At 73.7% G+C, this 17,240-nt stretch carries 14 protein-coding genes; 2 read left to right on the plus strand and 12 right to left on the minus strand.

Annotation, left to right across the window (positions count from 1 at the left end; translation table 11 throughout):
* Positions 1-90 precede the first annotated feature (90 nt).
* Complete coding sequence (locus ACFPL3_RS16505) at positions 91-582, plus strand: inorganic diphosphatase (protein WP_343942012.1); 492 nt, start codon at positions 91-93, stop codon at positions 580-582.
* Positions 583-1,073: 491 nt separating this feature from the next.
* Here ACFPL3_RS16505 and ACFPL3_RS16510 read toward each other — a convergent pair whose 3' ends face one another.
* The 7 genes from ACFPL3_RS16510 to ACFPL3_RS16540 form a co-directional block, all read right to left on the minus strand.
* Positions 1,074-2,987: a WD40 repeat domain-containing serine/threonine protein kinase gene (locus tag ACFPL3_RS16510; protein WP_343942011.1), complete on the minus strand. Its 1,914-nt coding sequence runs from the start codon at positions 2,985-2,987 to the stop codon at positions 1,074-1,076.
* Between the two features lie 4 nt (positions 2,988-2,991).
* Positions 2,992-5,067, minus strand: coding sequence for a WD40 repeat domain-containing serine/threonine protein kinase (locus tag ACFPL3_RS16515; RefSeq protein WP_379589258.1), 2,076 nt, complete (start codon positions 5,065-5,067; stop codon positions 2,992-2,994).
* Complete coding sequence (locus ACFPL3_RS16520; RefSeq protein ID WP_343942008.1) at positions 5,064-6,749, minus strand: hypothetical protein; 1,686 nt, start codon at positions 6,747-6,749, stop codon at positions 5,064-5,066. Before ACFPL3_RS16520 ends, ACFPL3_RS16515 begins: the two co-directional genes overlap by 4 nt.
* Before the next feature lie 84 nt (positions 6,750-6,833).
* Entirely contained in the window at positions 6,834-7,298 is a 465-nt protein-coding gene (locus ACFPL3_RS16525) for a MarR family winged helix-turn-helix transcriptional regulator (protein WP_343942007.1), read from the minus strand.
* Between the two features lie 52 nt (positions 7,299-7,350).
* Positions 7,351-7,572 (minus strand): hypothetical protein, encoded by a 222-nt coding sequence (locus ACFPL3_RS16530; RefSeq protein WP_343942006.1) that lies wholly within the window; start codon positions 7,570-7,572, stop codon positions 7,351-7,353.
* 93 nt (positions 7,573-7,665) lie between these two features.
* Positions 7,666-8,880: an acetyl-CoA C-acetyltransferase gene (locus ACFPL3_RS16535; protein WP_343942005.1), complete on the minus strand. Its 1,215-nt coding sequence runs from the start codon at positions 8,878-8,880 to the stop codon at positions 7,666-7,668.
* Positions 8,881-8,900: 20 nt separating this feature from the next.
* Positions 8,901-9,353, minus strand: coding sequence for a MaoC family dehydratase (locus tag ACFPL3_RS16540; RefSeq protein WP_343942004.1), 453 nt, complete (start codon positions 9,351-9,353; stop codon positions 8,901-8,903).
* A 173-nt stretch (positions 9,354-9,526) separates the two neighbouring features.
* Between ACFPL3_RS16540 and surE the strand changes: the two genes are divergently transcribed.
* Positions 9,527-10,327, plus strand: coding sequence for a 5'/3'-nucleotidase SurE (gene surE / locus ACFPL3_RS16545; protein WP_343942003.1), 801 nt, complete (start codon positions 9,527-9,529; stop codon positions 10,325-10,327).
* A 171-nt stretch (positions 10,328-10,498) separates the two neighbouring features.
* Here surE and ACFPL3_RS16550 read toward each other — a convergent pair whose 3' ends face one another.
* From ACFPL3_RS16550 to ACFPL3_RS16570, 5 genes are all read right to left on the minus strand, one after another.
* Positions 10,499-10,888, minus strand: coding sequence for a hypothetical protein (locus tag ACFPL3_RS16550; protein WP_343942002.1), 390 nt, complete (start codon positions 10,886-10,888; stop codon positions 10,499-10,501).
* Positions 10,889-10,928: 40 nt separating this feature from the next.
* Entirely contained in the window at positions 10,929-12,377 is a 1,449-nt protein-coding gene (locus ACFPL3_RS16555; protein ID WP_343942001.1) for a fused MFS/spermidine synthase, read from the minus strand.
* Positions 12,378-12,522: 145 nt separating this feature from the next.
* Entirely contained in the window at positions 12,523-13,671 is a 1,149-nt protein-coding gene (locus ACFPL3_RS16560) for an acyl-CoA dehydrogenase family protein (protein WP_379589261.1), read from the minus strand.
* Positions 13,671-15,650 (minus strand): ATP-binding protein, encoded by a 1,980-nt coding sequence (locus ACFPL3_RS16565; RefSeq protein WP_343942000.1) that lies wholly within the window; start codon positions 15,648-15,650, stop codon positions 13,671-13,673. The genes ACFPL3_RS16560 and ACFPL3_RS16565 overlap by 1 nt, the downstream gene beginning before the upstream one ends.
* Positions 15,651-15,659: 9 nt before the next feature.
* On the minus strand, positions 15,660-17,204 hold the full coding sequence (locus ACFPL3_RS16570) for a carboxyl transferase domain-containing protein (protein ID WP_343941999.1): 1,545 nt from the start codon (positions 17,202-17,204) through the stop codon (positions 15,660-15,662).
* Positions 17,205-17,240: the final 36 nt, after the last annotated feature.

Consider the following 17,240-nt stretch of genomic DNA (forward strand, 5'->3'; position numbering starts at 1 on the left):
CGGTGCCTCAGACTAGACGCAGGCGCCGGGGCCGGTCGCCCGACCGGTACCGGCCATCCATCCGACCGACGGACCAGCAGGAGAGCGCCAGTGGACTTCGACGTCACCATCGAGATCCCCAAGGGCGGCCGCAACAAGTACGAGGTGGACCACGAGACGGGACGCATCCGGCTCGACCGGACGCTGTTCACGGCCACCCAGTACCCGGCCGACTACGGGTTCATCGAGGACACGCTGGGGGAGGACGGCGATCCGCTCGACGCGCTCGTCCTCGTGCAGGAGCCGACCTTCCCGGGCTGCCTGATCCGCTCGCGCGCGATCGGCATGTTCCGGATGAAGGACGAGAAGGGCGGGGACGACAAGGTCCTCTGCGTGCCCTCCGACGACCCGCGCCAGGAGCACCTGCGCGACATCCACCACCTCCCCGAGTTCGACCGCATGGAGATCCAGCACTTCTTCGAGATCTACAAGGCGCTCGAGCCGGGCAAGAGCGTCGAGGGGGCGATGTGGGTGGGCCGCGCCGACGCCGAGCGGGAGATCAAGGCCTCCTGGCAGCGCGCCAAGACGGCCGAGGCGCACTAGACCATGTGACACAGCCGGCGCCGCCGGCACACGGCCATGATCGCCGGCCTGGCGTTCTCCGACGTGTCTCTGCCCCAAATCAATGATCATGCCTTCGTCGGCCTCCCGGCGGTCTCCCCCGGAAGCGGCGGCTCGACGCCGGGGCCTCCGCGGCGATCACGGCCAACGACGGATCTCACGGCGATCAAGGGGAAATGGTCGCCCCTGAAGATCATCTAGCGACCATTTTGCCCTTGATCGCCGGCTGAGGGAGGCAATCTCGGCCCCCACTGGGCCCATGATCACGAAGTTGGCGCATTCCCGGGTCGATTTCGCCCGAAAATGCTCAAAGACCTGATCATGCCCGCGACACCGCCACAGGTGGCGCCGCGCGCCCACCGGGCAGGCCCCGCCTGCCCCACGTGAATGCCCGCACGATGCGGCGCCACCGGAGGCCCCGGGCCCACCGTGGTCACCCCGACGATCGAGCCGACCGCTGGTCGCTCCGGCGCTCAGCTCGCGGCGCGCACCGCGACGTCCCACACCCGGATCGCGTTGTCACGGGCCGCTGACACGAGGATCGGGCGGCCCTCCAGGTCGACGAAGTCCACATGGGTGAGCTCCGCCTCGTGGCCCGTCATCGGGGCGCCGAACCGCTGCCCCGTGTCGACGTCCAGGAGGATGATCTTGTCCTGGTCCTCGCCCTCCGTGGCGATGACCGGCCTGCCGTTCAGCACTCCGAGCGCAAACTCCTGCAGGAGCCGGGAGCCGACGTCGTGGCGGCGCACCACCGCCCCCGTCCGCAGGTCGACGACCACCAGCTGTTCGCCGAGGCTGACGAGCACGGGAGCGCCGTCGAGCACGGCGATGGAGCCGATGGCCTTGGCCTCCAGCACGTGCTCGCCGGTCTGCATGTCCCAGACGTACGTCAGGTTCGGCCCCGTCACCTGCACGACCAGGCACGACCGCCCGTCGAGCTCGACGGAACTGAGACTGACCGAAACACCGGATCCGGTGACGGGAACCGGCTGCTCCCCGAGCAGGGACCGGCTGCGCAGGTCCCACCGGCGCACCAGCCCGTCGGTGATGCCCGCGGTGGCCAGGACGGACCCCGCCGCGGCGAACCCGTACATGCTCTCGTGCTTGCCGACCGGGGCGATACCGCTGGTCTGCACGTCGACGAGGACGATCTCGGAGGCCCGGGCGGTGACCACCAGGTCACGGCCGTCGATGGTCACCACGTCAGCGGTGGAGATCTGCACTGTGTTGTCCGGCATCCAGGCGAGGTCGCGGTCGGCGACCGGGTCGTAGAGCCGGGTCCGGTTGTCGAGGTCGTCGACGAGGAGGGCCGGGCGTCCCCCCACCCGGGTGGCCTGGAACGGGAACGGGCTGACGCTGCGCACCGCGAGCGCGCGCTCCTCGATCACCGGCTCCGGCGGCGGCCCCGACACCAGCGGTGACGGGCCTGCAGGCTGCCCGCCCGACCGCGTCAGTGTCACGGCGAGGGCTGCGCCGCCCGCGAGCGCCACCGCACCCGCGGCCCCCAGCAGGAGCCGGCGCCGGGACGTGGTACTGCGCTGCGGCGCCGCGGGGCCTGCGAGACCGGGCCCGAGCGCGGCGATCGCATCGTCGGCGAGGGCACCGGCCCATTGGTAGCGCTGGGCGGGGTCCTTGGCCATCCCCCGCGCCACGACCGCGTCCAGTCCGGGCGGGATCGCGCCGAACGTGTCCGTCGGCCGGGGCGGCGGGAGGTACAGGTGCCCGTGCACCTGCGCGGCGAAGTCGGACCCCGGGAACGCGCGCAGCCCGGTGAGCAGCTCGTAGAGGACGCAGGCCAGCGCGTAGACGTCGACCCGGTTGTCCGTCGGGTTCCCGACCAGCCGCTCCGGGGCGAGGTACTCGACCGTGCCGTCCGCACCGCCGCCCGCGGCGGGCCCGGCCGCGATGCCGAAGTCGGCGAGCTGCGCGAAGTCCGGGCGCCCCGGCACCGGCGCGGTGAGCAGCACGTTCGACGGCTTGACGTCGCGGTGCACCAGGCCCGCGGCGTGCGCAGCGTCGAGCGCGGCCGCCACCTGGGCCACGATGCCGACGGCCCGCGCCGGGAACATCGGACCGGTGTGGGCGAGCTCGGCGGCGAGATCCCGCCCGTCCACCAGCTGCATGTCGAGGAACAGCCGGCCGTCGATCTCCCCGTAGCGGTGGATCGGCACGATGTGCGGGTCGTCGAGCCGGGCCGCGGCCTCGCACTCGCGACGGAACCGCTCCCGGTAGCCGGTGTCCGCGGACAGGTGGGGGGCGAGGCGCTTGAGCGCCACCACGCGGTCGTCCTGGCTCGTGTCGGTGGCCCGGTGCACCTCCCCCATGCCACCACGTCCCAGGAGCGGGCCGAGCACGTAGGGACCGAAACGCACGTCCGCGATCGTCACCGGGTCACCTCCCCATCCGGGTGTTCAGGTCCCAGATCCGGATCGACCGGTCCGAGCTGCTCGACACGAGGAAGGTCCTGCCGTCGACCGTCAGGCTGTCGAGGTGCCGGACCGGCGCCTCGTGACCGGCCAGGGGGGCGGTGACCTGCTGCCCGGTGCGCAGGTCCCGGAGCTGGACGGTGTTGTCCGAGTAGCTGGAGACGGCGAGGACCGGGATCCCGCCGACCACGGCTGCCGCCGTCGTGGAGCTGTACATGCGGTCGGTGATGCCGTGGTCGAACCGGGCGCCCGTCCGCAGGTCGACGAACAGCATCTGGCCGTAATCGGGGGTGCTCATCACCGCGAGCCCCCCGGGCAGCGCGACCGTCGTGATGTTGTCCTGCACGGCCGGGACGGGCGGGCCCGCCGGTGCCCCGGTCGCCACGTCGAAGGAGGAGATGGCGTCGTCGTCGTAACCCCGCGCGAGCACGACGGGCCGGTCGTCCCCGACCACGGACATGGCGGTGAGGCGACCCGCGTGGCCGGTGAGCGGTTCCCCGATCTGCGTGGCCGTGGCCAGGTCCCAACGTCGGATCGTCGAGTCATCGCTGCCGGAGATCAGCACCTTCCGCCCGTCGACCTCGACGACGGCGAGGTGGCTGATCACACCGGTGTGGCCGGTCATGGTCGTCGGGAGCGGTTCGCCGGCGGCGAGGTCGTACATCCGGATCACGCGGTCGGAACTACCGGTGATCAGCACGCTGCGGCCGTCGAGGCGGGTCACCGTGGCCGACATGGCACCGAACAGGCCCTGCAGCGGCACGCCGACCCGCTCGCCGGTGGCCAGGTCGTACACGGCCGTCACGTCCGTGTCGACGCGCACGAGCACGGGGGTGCCGTCGAGCTCCGCGATGACCGGTTTCCACACGTCGGGAGCTGCGCCCACGATCGTGCGTTCGATGATCGGCCCGCCGCTCGGCAGCGCGTCGGCCGGCGCCGCGGCCTCCACCTGCAGGTCCGGTGTCCCGGGTTCCGCGGGCGGCTGCGCGACGACGACCAGGACGGTGGCCAGCACCGCGGCGGCGAGGGCGGCGACCCCCGCCGCCGGGAGCCACCGTCGCCCGCGCCCGCGCGGTGGGGGTGGCGGCGGTGTGGCCTGCTGCCACGGCGGAGCTGCGGCGACCGGCGGCACCCAGGTGGGCGGGGCGGGCTCGTCCACCACGGTCGCGGCTCCGCGGGGACCGGCGGGCGGCACGTCGACGCCCGCCAGGGCCTCATGCGCCGCGGCCACGAGCTCCGACGCCGTCGGGTACCGGTGTGCCGGGTCCTTGGCCATGCCGCGGGCGACGACGGCGTCCAGCGCTTCGGGCAGACCGGCGCGCATAGAGCTGGGCCGGGGCGGCGGCTGGTGCAGGTGCCCGGCCACCTGGGCCGCGTACCCGGTTCCGGGGTACGGGCGCGCGCCGGTGAGCAGCTCGTGCAGAACGCAGGCGAGCGAGTAGACGTCGGCCGCGGGCCCGGTCGGCTGGGCGAGGAAGCGCTCCGGCGCCATGTACGACAGCGTGCCGATCACCGCACCGGTCCTGGTGAGCGCCGTGCGGCTGCCCGGCTCCGCGGAGCGTGCGATGCCGAAGTCCAGGAGGTAGGCGAACTCCGCCCGGCCGGCCCCCGGTTGCGTCAGCAGGATGTTCGACGGCTTGACGTCGCGGTGCACCAGGCCGTCGGCGTGAGCGGCGTCGATGGCACCGGCCACCTGTTCGAGGATCGACAGCGCCCGCGCCGGGGCGAGCGGTCCGTCCTGTGCGAGGACGTCGGCGAGCTCCCGGCCGTCGATCAGCAGCATGTCGAGGAACAGGCGGCCGTCGGTCTCCCCGTAGCGGTGGATCGGCACGACGTGCGGGTCGCTCAGGCGCGCCGCGATCTCCGCCTCCCGGCGGAAGCGCGCGACGAACTGCGGGTCACCGGACAGCGCCGAGGGCAGGATCTTGAGGGCCACCCGGCGCCCGTCCTGACCGGTGTCGACGGCCCGGTAGACCTCACCCATCCCGCCGCGCCCGATGAGCGAATCGACCCGGTACGGGCCGAACATCGTGCCGATCACGGCGCCACCTCCACGATCAGCCGCTCCGGATCCCACAAGGTGATCGCTTCGCCGGGCGCGAACGTGGCGAGGAGCGGTCTCCCGCCGCCGGACAGCTCCAGGAAACCCCGGCTCAGCGGGTGCTCGGTCAGGGGCTGCCCCAGCGGCTCACCCGTCGCGAGGTCCCAGAACCGCAGCTGGGGCGCTGCGGCGCGGTAGCCCCCGGACGACGTGACCAGCACCGTGCGATCGCCCTGCTGCACCGCGGCCACACCGCCGACCGAGTCGAGGTGGCCCACGAACGGCTTGCCGATCTGCTCACCCGTCTGCAGGTTCCAGATCCGGACGGTGTTGTCCCCGCCACCGGTCGCCGCGACCGGTACCCCGTCGCGCACCGTGGTGGTGAACGCGAGGAACCCGGCCGGCTGCGGAGCGGTCGGCACACCGACGCGCGCACCGGAGACCAGGTCCCTCGACTGCACGGTGCCCTGATCGGTGACCGTGACGACGACCGGCCTCCCGTCGACATCGGCGAGCGAGAACATGCTGGTCGACAGGCCGTCCTCGGCGAGCACCGGCCCGGCGGGGGCGCCGGTGCGCAGTGCGAACGACCCGACCCCGATCTGGTCCTCCTCGGTGCTGTACGGCCCCGGTATCCGCACCCCGGTCGGCTGGACCGTGACGACGACCGGCTGGCCGTCGACCTCGACGACCTCCAGTGCGCGCCAGGTCGAGAACGGCCCGAGTGCGACCTCGCGCGGCGTGCCCATCGGCTGCCCGATCGGTTCGCCCGTCTCCACGTCCCTCGCCACCACGGTGGTGTCGCGAAGGCGCACGGCCACCACGGCCCTCCCGTCGACCTCCGTCGCGGCGAGGGCGACCGCGGTGCCCGGCGTGGCCTCCCCGATCTCCGCGCCGGTGGACAGGTCCCAGGTGTGGAGGGCGCCGTCGGCGGTGATGCCCGCGAGCACCTCCCGCCCGCCGGACCGGACGACCTCGGCGTCGGCGAGGTTGGCCACCGGCGCGTCGATGGTCAGGACGAGCCCGGGTGGTGCTGCCGCGACCGGCTCCTGGTCACGCGGGAACAGCGCCACCCCCACCAGCACCGCGGCGATCACCAGGACGGACGCCGCCGACACGAGGAGCGTGCGGACGCGGCGGTGCCGGGCGGGACGCGACACGAGCTCAGCGGGCGACACGGCACCGGCAGGAACCGGGGGCCTGCCCAGGCCGAGCCCGACGAGCTGCACGAACTCCCCGCGCCCCGGCGCACCCGTGAGCAGCACGTCGCTGCGCTCGACGGGCCGGTCGCCGAGGCCGCCGCGGCGCAGCGACTCCACGGCCACGCCGATCTGCCCCGCGATCGCCTCCGCCCGCGGCGGCGCCACCGGCCCGCTGCGCAGGACGTCGGCGAGGCTGGGGCCGCGGACCAGCCGCATGTCGAGGTAGAGCCGTCCGCTGATCTCCCCGTGGCGGTGGATCGGCACGATGTGCGGCTCCCGCAGCGCGCTCAGCAGGCCCGCGTCCCGGCGGAACCGCTCCCGGAACCCGGGGTCGGCCGACAGCCGCCGGTCGAACACCTTGAGCGCCACGACCCGCTCGTGGTGGCTCGTGTCCCGGGCGCGGTACACCGTGGCCGCACCGCTGCGCGCCAGCACCGCATCGAGCAGATACGGGCCGAACTGCTGCGCCGATCCCACCATCGTTCCCCCCGGAACCCTCTGCAACGTCGACCCAGTCGACCGTCCCCCCACCCCTGCAGTTGGGGTGATCCGACTCACATCGTGTCAGCCGTCCGGGCGCTGCACCGCCTCGAACGCCGATGTGAACCGGCCGAGCAGCTCGGCGAGCTTGCGCCGGTCGTCCACCGGCCAGTCCGCCAGCATCTCGGCGAACCGCTCGATCCGCATCCGGCGGTTCTCCTCGTACACGCGCCGGCCCTCGTCCGTGGCCGTGAGCAGCGTGGCCCGCCCGTCCTCCGGGTCGGCCATCCGCTCCACGAGGCCGAGCCGCACCAGGTGCCCGACCTGGCGGCTGATCGTCGACGGGTCCGAGTGCACCGTCTCGGCGAGCGTGCCCGCTCGTTGCGGCCCGCCCTTCACGAGGTGGACGAGCAGGTAGTAGGTGGCGCGTTCCACGGCGTCCGGGTGCTCGGCCTGGTACTGCGCCTGCCTGCGGTCCATGAGGCGCACCAACCGGATGAGCTGAACGCCCACCTCATCGGCCAGGGCGAGGTCGTCTTCGGACGGCACGGCGCGAGCATGGACTGCCCGCGGAGCGGGGGCAACAAGGCGGAGCGTGAGCTCAGCCCCGGAGCTCCCGCCACCCGAGCTCCGTGATGCCCGCCGGACCGTGCGGGCGGGCCGGATCCGGCGGGTGGATCAGGCCGGCCGCCACCAGCCGCGCCCCGGCGCCCGAGTCGGCGCAGGCGAGGCCGTCGATCACGAGTTCGGGCTGGCAGCCCGGCCCCAACCGGCACCGGCCCGCCGCCACCGCGCGCAGCAGGGCCCGGTCCCGTCCGCTCAACGTCGCCGTCCCCGCGCCCGCCATCGCACTCGACCCCTCTCGCAGCAGCATCGTCACCAGGCCTGTCGCCCGGGCCGCGCGAGGTGTTTCACATCACGCCACGCGTTCGACCACCGCCGCGAGCCCCTGCCCGCCGCCGATGCACATCGTCTCAAGGCCGTACCGCGCGTCACGGCGGTGCATCTCCCGGGACAGCGTGGCCAGGATGCGCCCGCCGGTGGCGCCGACCGGGTGGCCCAGCGAGATGCCCGAGCCGTTGACGTTGAGCCGCTCGAAGTCCTCCGGCACGAACTTCCACTCCCGCGTGCACGCGAGCACCTGCGCCGCGAACGCCTCGTTGAGCTCGATCAGGTCGATGTCGGCCAGCGTGAGCCCCGCGGCGTCGAGCGCCTTCGCGGTGGCGGGCACCGGGCCGATGCCCATCGTGGCGGGCGGCACGCCGCCGATCCCCCACGACACGAGCCGGACCAGCGGACGCAGCCCCAGCTCGGCGGCCTTGTCCGGGTGGGTGACCACGCAGATCGCGGCACCGTCGTTCTGGCCGCTGGCGTTGCCCGCCGTGACCGTGGCCTCCGGGTCGTCGCGGCCCAGCACCGGACGCAGGCCGGCGAGCTTCTCCACGGTCGAGTCCGGGCGGATGTGCTCGTCGTTGTCGACGACGGTGTCGCCCTTGCGGCCCTTCACCGTGACCGGGACGATCTCGTCGGCGAAGCGGCCCGCGTCACGGGCGGCGGCGGCGCGCCGGTGCGAGCGCACGGCGAACTCGTCCTGCTCCTCGCGCGGGATCGAGTACTCCCGGCGCAGGTTCTCGGCCGTCTCCAGCATCCCGCCCGGCACCGGGTGGTTCACCCCACCCGCCGTGACGCGGCCACGGGCGAGCGAGTCGTGCAACATGACCCCGGGGCCGCCCTTGGCGCCCCAGCGCATCCCCGTGGAGTAGAACGACGCGCTCGACATCGACTCCGCGCCACCCGCGAGCACCAGCTCCGACACCCCGGACTGCACCTGCATGGCGGCGTACAGCACCGCCTGCAGCCCGGAGCCACAGCGCCGGTCGACCTGCAGACCGGTGACCGTGACCGGCAGCCCGGCGTCCAGCGCCGCCACGCGCCCGATCGCCGGCGCGTCCATGGTGGGGTAGCAGTGACCGAGCACCACGTCGTCCACCGCGTCGGGCGCCAGCCCGGTGCGCTCCACCAGCCCGCGGATCACGGTGGCGGCGAGCTCGTGCGCCGGCACGTCGCGCAGCGCACCGCCGAAGCCACCCACGGGCGTCCGCAGGGGTTCGCAGATCACCGCTTCACGCATGGAAGAGCCTCCTCGAGAGATCAGACGTACTGCCGGGTGAGCCACTCGGCGACGAGCGCGGGGCGTTCGGAGCCCTCGATCTCGATCGTCACCTTCGTGGTCAGCTGCACCCCACCGGACACGTCGGAGACGTCGACGAGCTCGACGCTGCCCCGCACCTTGCTGCCGACCGCCACGGGCGAGGTGAACCGCACGCGGTTCAAGCCGTAGTTGACGCCCATCTTCGTGCCCTCGACGCGGTAGACGTCCTTCACGAGGTGCGGCAGCAACGAGAGCGTGAGGAAGCCGTGGGCGATGGTGCCGCCGAACGGCCCCTCCTTCGCCCGCTCCTCGTCGACGTGGATCCACTGGTGGTCGAGGGTGGCGTCGGCGAAGGTGTCGATCCGCGACTGGTCGATCGTCATCCAGTCGCTCACCCCGATCCGGGAACCCACCGCCGCACGCAGCTCGTCGACACCGTTGAAGACGCGCATCCATCCGCTCCGATCCGTCAGCGACCCTGCCGGCTCACCCTGCCACAGGGCCCCACCGCCGACAGACCGCTCGTGAGCGCCACCACGAACTCCCACCCGCCGGGCCTCCGCGTGCCGCGTGAGCGTCATCGCGAGGCCGACCGGCGGTCACCCGGCTCGCATACGGTGGGGACGTGGCCTCATCTCGACGTCTCCGCGCCCTGATCACCAACGACGACGGAATCGACTCGCCGGGTCTCGTGGCCCTCGCCACCGGAGCCCGCGACGCGGGCTTCGACGTGGTGGTCGCCGCCCCGCACGTCGACGCGAGCGGCGTGGGTGGCTCGGTGCTCGCGATCCGCGAGGACGACCGCACCCGCGTGCACCGCAGGGAACTGCCGGGCCTCCCGGGCGTGCCGGCGTTCGCCGTCGAGGGCCACCCCGCCTACATCGTGCACTCGGCCGGGCGCGGCTGGCTCGACCCGGAGCCCGACGTGGTGCTCTCCGGCATCAACATCGGCGCCAACCTCGGCCACTCGGTACTGCACTCGGGCACCGTGGGCGCCGCGCTCGCCGCGGGCCTGCACGGCTGGCGGGCCCTCGCCGTGTCGCTGGGCAGGCCGCTGGTCTCTCCCGAGCGCCCGCACTGGGAGAGCGCGCTGCACCTGCTCCCCGAGGTGCTCGACGTGCTGCTCGCAGCCCCCGACGCCACCGTGCTCTCGCTCAACGTGCCCGACGTCCCCGTCGCCGAACTCAGCCCGCTGCGCGAGGCCCGGCTGGCGAAGTTCGGGTCCGTGCGCGTACGGGTCGACCACGTCGAGGGTGAGGACGGCGACCTGCTCCGCTCCCACGAGGCCGAGCTCGCCACCCCGCTGGAGCCCGACACCGACACCGCCCTGCTCGCGGCGGGCCACCCCACGCTCACCGAGCTGCAGTCGGTGTCCGACCGGCCCGGTGTGCTCGACGGCGGCGAGCTGCGCAGGCGCGCGGGCTGACCCCGGCGCTAGGGCGTGTCTGGTGGATCGTGGTCGATGGGCTTCGGGATCCAGATCGTCCCTGGCAAGGCGAAGGCGCGAGCCGTTGTACCGGCGTACCCGGTCCTGCCGACAACGCAGCCAGGGGCGATCTGGGCCCGAAGACCGCGATCATGATCCGCCGGACGCGCCCTAGTGCTCGTCGGCCCCGGTGAGCTCGTGCTCCAGCCGGTCGGCGACGTCCACCACGAGGCGGAACGAGCGGTCGAAGCCGTCGAGCGCCGTGTCCCCCAGCGGGATGGAGTGGCGGTAGACGACCACGCCGTCCACCGCGGCCGCGCCGCCCGCCACGTACTCGCCAGCGAGCTCGAGCAACCGCGGCAGGTCGAGGTCGGCCACCCGCCCGACGGGCGAGGTGATCTGCGCCCACGGGTGGTCGTCCTCCCCGGTGACCAGCCGCACCGCCACGAGCTGCGTGCGCTCCCCCGTGGTGGGCAAGCGGAACCACAGCTCACCGTCGGCCTGCCGCATGATCTCGTAGCGCACCCGCACGAACGCCACGAGGTCGTCCCACTCAGCCACCCCGCCACCTCCTCGACGCGGACCGTACCGGTAGCCGGAATCAGCTGATCAGCTGGTCGACCGGTGCCCAGTCGTCGGACAGCACTGCGGCGTCGCCAGCGAACCGGAGCGCGGCCGCGGTGTCGAGCACCGACGCCCCCTCGCCGCGCAGCGCAGCCCGCTCCGCCAGCGCGGCGACGTCCAGCGGCAGGTCCGAGGCCACGATCACCGCGTTGCCCCCGCCACCCGGGGCCAGCTGCTCGGGCCGCGCCATCAGCGCGACGTACGGGAACCGGTGCGCCACCGTGGCCACCTCAGCGGCGAGCAGCCCCCACGGGTCGCGATCGATCACGTTGAGCACGTAGACGCCGTCCTCGCGCAGGACGCGGTGGACGTCGGCGACGAACTCGCTGGTGGCCAGGTGCCACGGCACCGAGCGGGCACCGAACGCGTCGCCGACCACGACGTCCGCGGACCCGTCCGGGAGCGCACGCAGCAGGTTGCGCGCGTCCCCGATCCGCACGTCGACGCCCGGGATCGCGGCCACGCCCAGTTCCCGGCGTCCCAGCTCCACCACCCCCGCGTCCACCTCCAGCACCGTGGAGGCCGACCCGGGGCGGGTGGCGGCGAGCCAGCGCGGCATCGTGAAGCCCCCGCCGCCCACGTGCACCGCGTCCACGCGGGTGCCCGGGGCGAACGTCGAGTCGATCGCGTCGGCGAACCGCTGCGCGTAGGCGAACCGCAGGTGCGCCGGGTCGCCCAGGTCCACCGCGGAGTGGTCGAGGTCGTCGAGCACCAGCACCCGGACGTCCGGGTCGGCCGGGTCGGCGCGCACGCTCGCGCAGTAGTAGACCGTGTCGACGTCGCAGCGGCCCGGCACCGCCACCACCGCCACGGCGAGCGCGGTGGCGACGGCCGCGACCGCGGCCACCGCCCTGCGCCGCGGCACCAGCGCGACGAGCAGCGCGAGCCCGAGGCACGCCGCCGCCGTGACCAGCAGGATCATCGCCACCGGCAGCAGCGAGACGAGCACGAACCCGGTGAGGAACACCCCCGCGAGCGACCCGACCGTGCCCGCGGCCGACAGCCCGCCGATCACCGCACCGGAGCCCGCGACCTGGTCGATCCGGGCACGCGTGACCGCGGGCGTCACCATCGCGAGCGCGGTGACCGATACGAGCGTGGACGCCGCCACCAGCACGATCGCCGCCAGCGGGCCGGGACCGAGCGCGGGCCCGAGCACCCGGACCAGCGGCCGCACCGCGAGCACCCCGAGCCCGCCCACGGCGAGCGCACCCGCGGCCACCCGGCGCGGCGGCAGCACGTCGGCCCAGCGCCCTCCCAGCGATGCCCCAGCCGCGATGCCGGCCAGCGCCACCCCGATCACGGCCGACGTCGACTCGAGCGTGAGCCCGACGTACGGCGCGACCAGCCGCGTGGCCAGCGTCTCCACCACCAGGATCGCGGCACCGCTCGCGAGTACGACGATCCGGGCGAACAGGGCGTTCACCCCACCATCCTCGCGCCTGCGTCCGGATGGCCGATGGCGGGGCGGCCGCGGAGGCTCCCGCCGGGTTCAGGAAAGCCACATTCAGGGCCGGAGAGGCCTGCAATGTGGCTTTCCCGAACTTCGGGGACGGACCTCCGGGCGGTGCCTACAGCCCCAGGTGGCGGGCGATCAGCATGCGCTGGACCTCGCTCGTGCCCTCACCCACCTCGAGGATCTTGGCGTCGCGGTAGAAGCGGCCCACCGGGTACTCGTTCATGAAGCCGTAGCCGCCGAACACCTGAGTGGCGTCGCGGGCGTTGTCCATCGCCGCGTTGGACGCCACGAGCTTCGCGATCGCCGCCTCCTTCTTGAACGGCTCGCCGCGCAGCATCTTCGCGGCCGCGGCGTAGTAGGCCAACCGCGCGGTGTGCGCGCGGGCCTCCATGTCGGCGATCTTGAACTGGATGGCCTGGTAGCTGCCGATCGGCGCGCCGAACGCCTCTCGCTCGCGGGCGTAGCGCACCGACTCGTCCACGCAGCCCTGGGCCAGCCCGACCGACAGCGCCGCGATCGCGACGCGGCCCTCGTCGAGGATCGAGAGGAACTGCGCGTAGCCGCGGCCGCGCTCGCCGAGCAGGTTCTCCGCGGGCACGCGGCAGTCGTCGAAGAACAGCTCACGGGTGTCGGAGGCCGACCACCCGACCTTCGAGTACTTCTTCGACACCCGGAAGCCGGGCGTGCCTGCGGGCACGACGATCGCGGAGATCTCCTTGCGCCCGTCGGGCTGGCTGCCGGTGATCGCGGTGACGGTGACGATCGAGGTGATGTCGGTGCCCGCGTTCGTGATGAACGCCTTCGACCCGTTGATCACCCACTCGTCGCCGTCGAGCCGGGCCGTGGTGCGGGTGGCGCCCGCGTCCGACCCGCCGCCGGGCTCGGTGAGCCCGAAGGCACCCAGCTTCGTGCCCGCCGCGAGCTCGGGCAGCCACCGGCGCTTCTGCTCGGCGGAGCCGAAGCGGTAGAGCGGCATCGCGCCCAGCGAGACACCCGCCTCCAGGGTGATCGCCACCGACGAGTCGACGCGCGCGAGCTCCTCGAGCGCGAGGCAGAGCGCGAAGTAGTCGCCGCCCATGCCGCCGTGCTCCTCGTCGATCGGCAGCCCGAACAGGCCCATCGCGCCCATCCGCGCCACGAGCTCGTAGGGGAACTCGCCGCGCTCGTAGAAGTCGCCGATGACCGGCGCCACCTCCTTGCGCGCGAACTCCTCCACGGTGGCGCGCAGCGCCTCGTGCTCCTCGCCCAGCGTGAGGTCCATCAGTCCACCTCCGGTTCCAGCACCAGCAGCACGGCGTCCTTCGCGACGGTGCCGCCCGGGCGGGCGGCCAGCTCGCGGACCACGCCCGCCACCGGGGCGGTGAGCACGTGCTCCATCTTCATCGCCTCCACCACCACGAGCCGGGCACCGGCCTCCACCCGCTGACCGTCGGCCACCTCGACGGCGGTGACGGTGCCGGGCATCGGCGCGAGCACCGGGCCGCCCGCACCCCCTTCGGTGGCCGCGGCGGCGTCGAGCGGGGCCTGCTCGCGCACGCCCCACGCGCGCCCGTCGCGGCCCAGCCAGAGGGTCTCTCCGTCGCGGGCGCAGACGTAGCGGCGCGTGATCCCGTGGAAGGTCACCGCCAGTGCGTCCGCGTCGCGCCACGCGTTGCACGGCACCGGCTCGGCGTCGCCGACGGCCACCTCCGCGGCGATCGCACGTCCGCGGATCCGAACCGCGACCGGGTCGTGGCCGCTCACCGACATCCGCCACGTCGCCCAGGCGGGCTCGCCGACGCGCCAGCCCCCCGGCACGTCGAACGGGTCCACCACCGCATCCGCGGGCTCCAGCTCCAGCAGGGCGTGCGCTGCCGCCGCGGCGAGGACGTCGGCCGGGAGATCGGCGGCGGTCCAGTCGTCGAGCCTGCGCCCGACGAGGCCGGTGTCGAGGCGGCCGGCCTGCACGTCCGGATCGGCGAGCAGGGCGCGCAGGAACCCCACGTTGGTGCCGAGCCCGAGCAGCACGGTGTCGCCCAGCGCCCGGTCGAGCCTGCGCAGCGCCTGACCCCGGTCCTCGCCCCAGGCGATCACCTTGGCGAGCATCGGGTCGTAGTCGCTGCCGACCACCAGCCCCTCGGCGATGCCCGAGTCGACCCGCACGGAGTGGGCGTGCGGCTCGCGCAGCGCGAGGATCCGCCCGCCGGTGGGCAGGAAGCCCGACGCCGGGTCCTCGGCGTAGATCCGCGCCTCGACGGAGTGGCCGTACGGGCGGACGTCCTCCGGCCACGGGCGGCGCTCGCCCGCCGCGATGCGCAGCTGCGCCTCGACCAGGTCCACGTCGTAGACCTGCTCGGTGACCGGGTGCTCCACCTGCAGGCGGGTGTTCATCTCCATGAAGTAGAACTGGTCGGGGTCGTCCGCGCCGACGATGAACTCCACCGTGCCGGCGCCGGTGTACCCCACCGCCCGGGCCGCCTCCACCGCCGCGGCGCCCATCGCCTCCCGCTGCGCGGCCGTGAGCAGCGCCGACGGCGCCTCCTCCACGATCTTCTGGTGCCGCCGCTGCAGGCTGCACTCCCGCTCGCCCAGGTGCACGACGTCGCCGTGGGCGTCGGCGAGCACCTGGATCTCGATGTGCCGTGGGTTCCGAACGAGCCGCTCGACGAGCAGCGTGTCGTCGCCGAAGGAGCCGCGGGCTTCTCGTCGGGCCGACAGGATCGCGTCGCGCAGGTCACCGGGCCGGTGGACCTCGCGCATCCCCTTGCCCCCGCCGCCCGCGCTCGGCTTGAGCAGCACCGGGTAGCCGATCCCCTCGACGGCGGCCACGAGCTCCTCGTCGGTGAGCCCCGCGCCGTCGGAGCCGGGGACGATCGGCACCCCCGCCTTGGCCACGGTGGTCTTCGCCGCGATCTTGTCGCCCATCGCCTCGATCGCCGCGGCGGGCGGGCCCACGAACACGACGCCGGCATCCGCGCAGGCGGCGGCGAACGCGGTGTTCTCCGACAGGAACCCGTAGCCCGGGTGGATCGCCTGCGCCCCGGTGGCGGCGGCGGCCTCCAGCACGGCGGGGATCGAGAGGTAGCTCTCCGCGGCGGGAGCGGGCCCGATCCGCACCGCGACGTCGGCCATCCCGACGTGCGGCGCACGCGCGTCGGCGTCGGAGAACACGGCGACGGACCGGATCCCGAGGCGCCGCAGGGTGCGCAGCACGCGCACGGCGATCTCGCCGCGGTTGGCGACGAGCACGGTCTCGAACACGCGCACCTCCTACATGCGGAAGACGCCGAAGCCCGGCGCCTCCAGCGGGGCGTTCGCCGCGGCGGACAGCGCGAGGCCCAGCACGGTGCGCGTGTCCTTCGGGTCGATCACGCCGTCGTCCCACAGCCGGGCCGTGGAGTAGTACGGGTGGCCCTGCGTCTCGTACTGGCCGCGGACGGCGTCGGGGTCGACGCCCGAGCCGACCGTGGCGAGCACGGTGGCCGCCTGCTCCCCGCCCATCACCGAGATGCGGGCGTTCGGCCACATGAACAGGAACCGCGGCGAGTACGCCCGCCCGCACATCGAGTAGTTCCCGGCGCCGAACGAGCCGCCGATGATCACCGTGAACTTCGGGACGCGGGTGGTGGCCACGGCCGTGACCATCTTCGCGCCGTGCTTGGCGATCCCGCCCGCCTCGTACTCGCGCCCGACCATGAACCCGGAGATGTTCTGCAGGAACACCAGCGGCACGCCGCGCTGGTCGCACAGCTCGATGAAGTGCGCGCCCTTCTGCGCCGACTCGGAGAACAGGATCCCGTTGTTCGCGACGATCCCGACGGGGTGGCCGTGGATGCGCGCGAAGCCCGTGACCAGCGTCGTGCCGAACTCGGCCTTGAACTCGTGCAACCGCGAGCCGTCCACGACGCGGGAGATCACCTCGCGCACGTCGTAGGGAGTGCGCGAGTCGGTGGGCACCACGTCGTACAGCTCATCCGGGTCGGCGAGCGGCGGCTCGGTGGGCACCACGTCCCAGGGCCGCGGTGCGCGCGGGCCGAGCGTGCCCACGATCGACCGCACGATCCGCAGCGCGTGCGCGTCGTCCTCGGCGAGGTGGTCGGTGACCCCGGAGACGCGCGAGTGCAGGTCACCCCCGCCCAGCTCCTCCGCCGTGACGACCTCGCCCGTGGCCGCCTTCACCAGCGGCGGGCCGCCGAGGAAGATCGTGCCCTGGTTGCGCACGATCACGGCCTCGTCGCTCATCGCGGGCACGTACGCCCCTCCCGCGGTGCAGGAGCCGAGCACGGCCGCGATCTGCGGGATGCCGCGCGCCGACATCTGCGCCTGGTTGTAGAAGATGCGCCCGAAGTGCTCCCGGTCCGGGAACACCGCGTCCTGCTCGGGGAGGTAGGCGCCGCCGGAGTCGACGAGGTAGACGCACGGCAGCCGGTTGTGCAGCGCCACCTCCTGCGCCCGCAGGTGCTTCTTGACGGTCATCGGGTAGTACGTGCCGCCCTTGACCGTGGCGTCGTTGGCGACCACCACGACCTCGCGGCCTGCCACCCGCCCGACCCCGGTGATCAGGCCCGCGCCGGGGGCCTCGTCGCCGTACATGCCGTTCGCCGCGAGCGGGGACAGCTCGAGGAACGGGCTCGACGGGTCCACCAGCGCGTCCACCCGGTCGCGCGGCAGCAGCTTGCCCCGCTCGAGGTGGCGGGTCCGCGCGCGCTCCGGCCCGCCGAGCGCCGCAGCGGCGAGCCGGGCCTTCAGATCGGCCACCAGCTCGCGGTGGCCGGCAGCGCTGCGCGGCGTCGTGCCGGGCGTGGCGACGGGCATCGGACCTCCTCCGCTCGGAGCCCTGGCGATGTTAAC

The sequence above is a fragment of the Pseudonocardia zijingensis genome, from assembly GCF_042657305.1.
Taxonomy (GTDB): Bacteria; Actinomycetota; Actinomycetes; order Mycobacteriales; family Pseudonocardiaceae; genus Pseudonocardia; species Pseudonocardia zijingensis.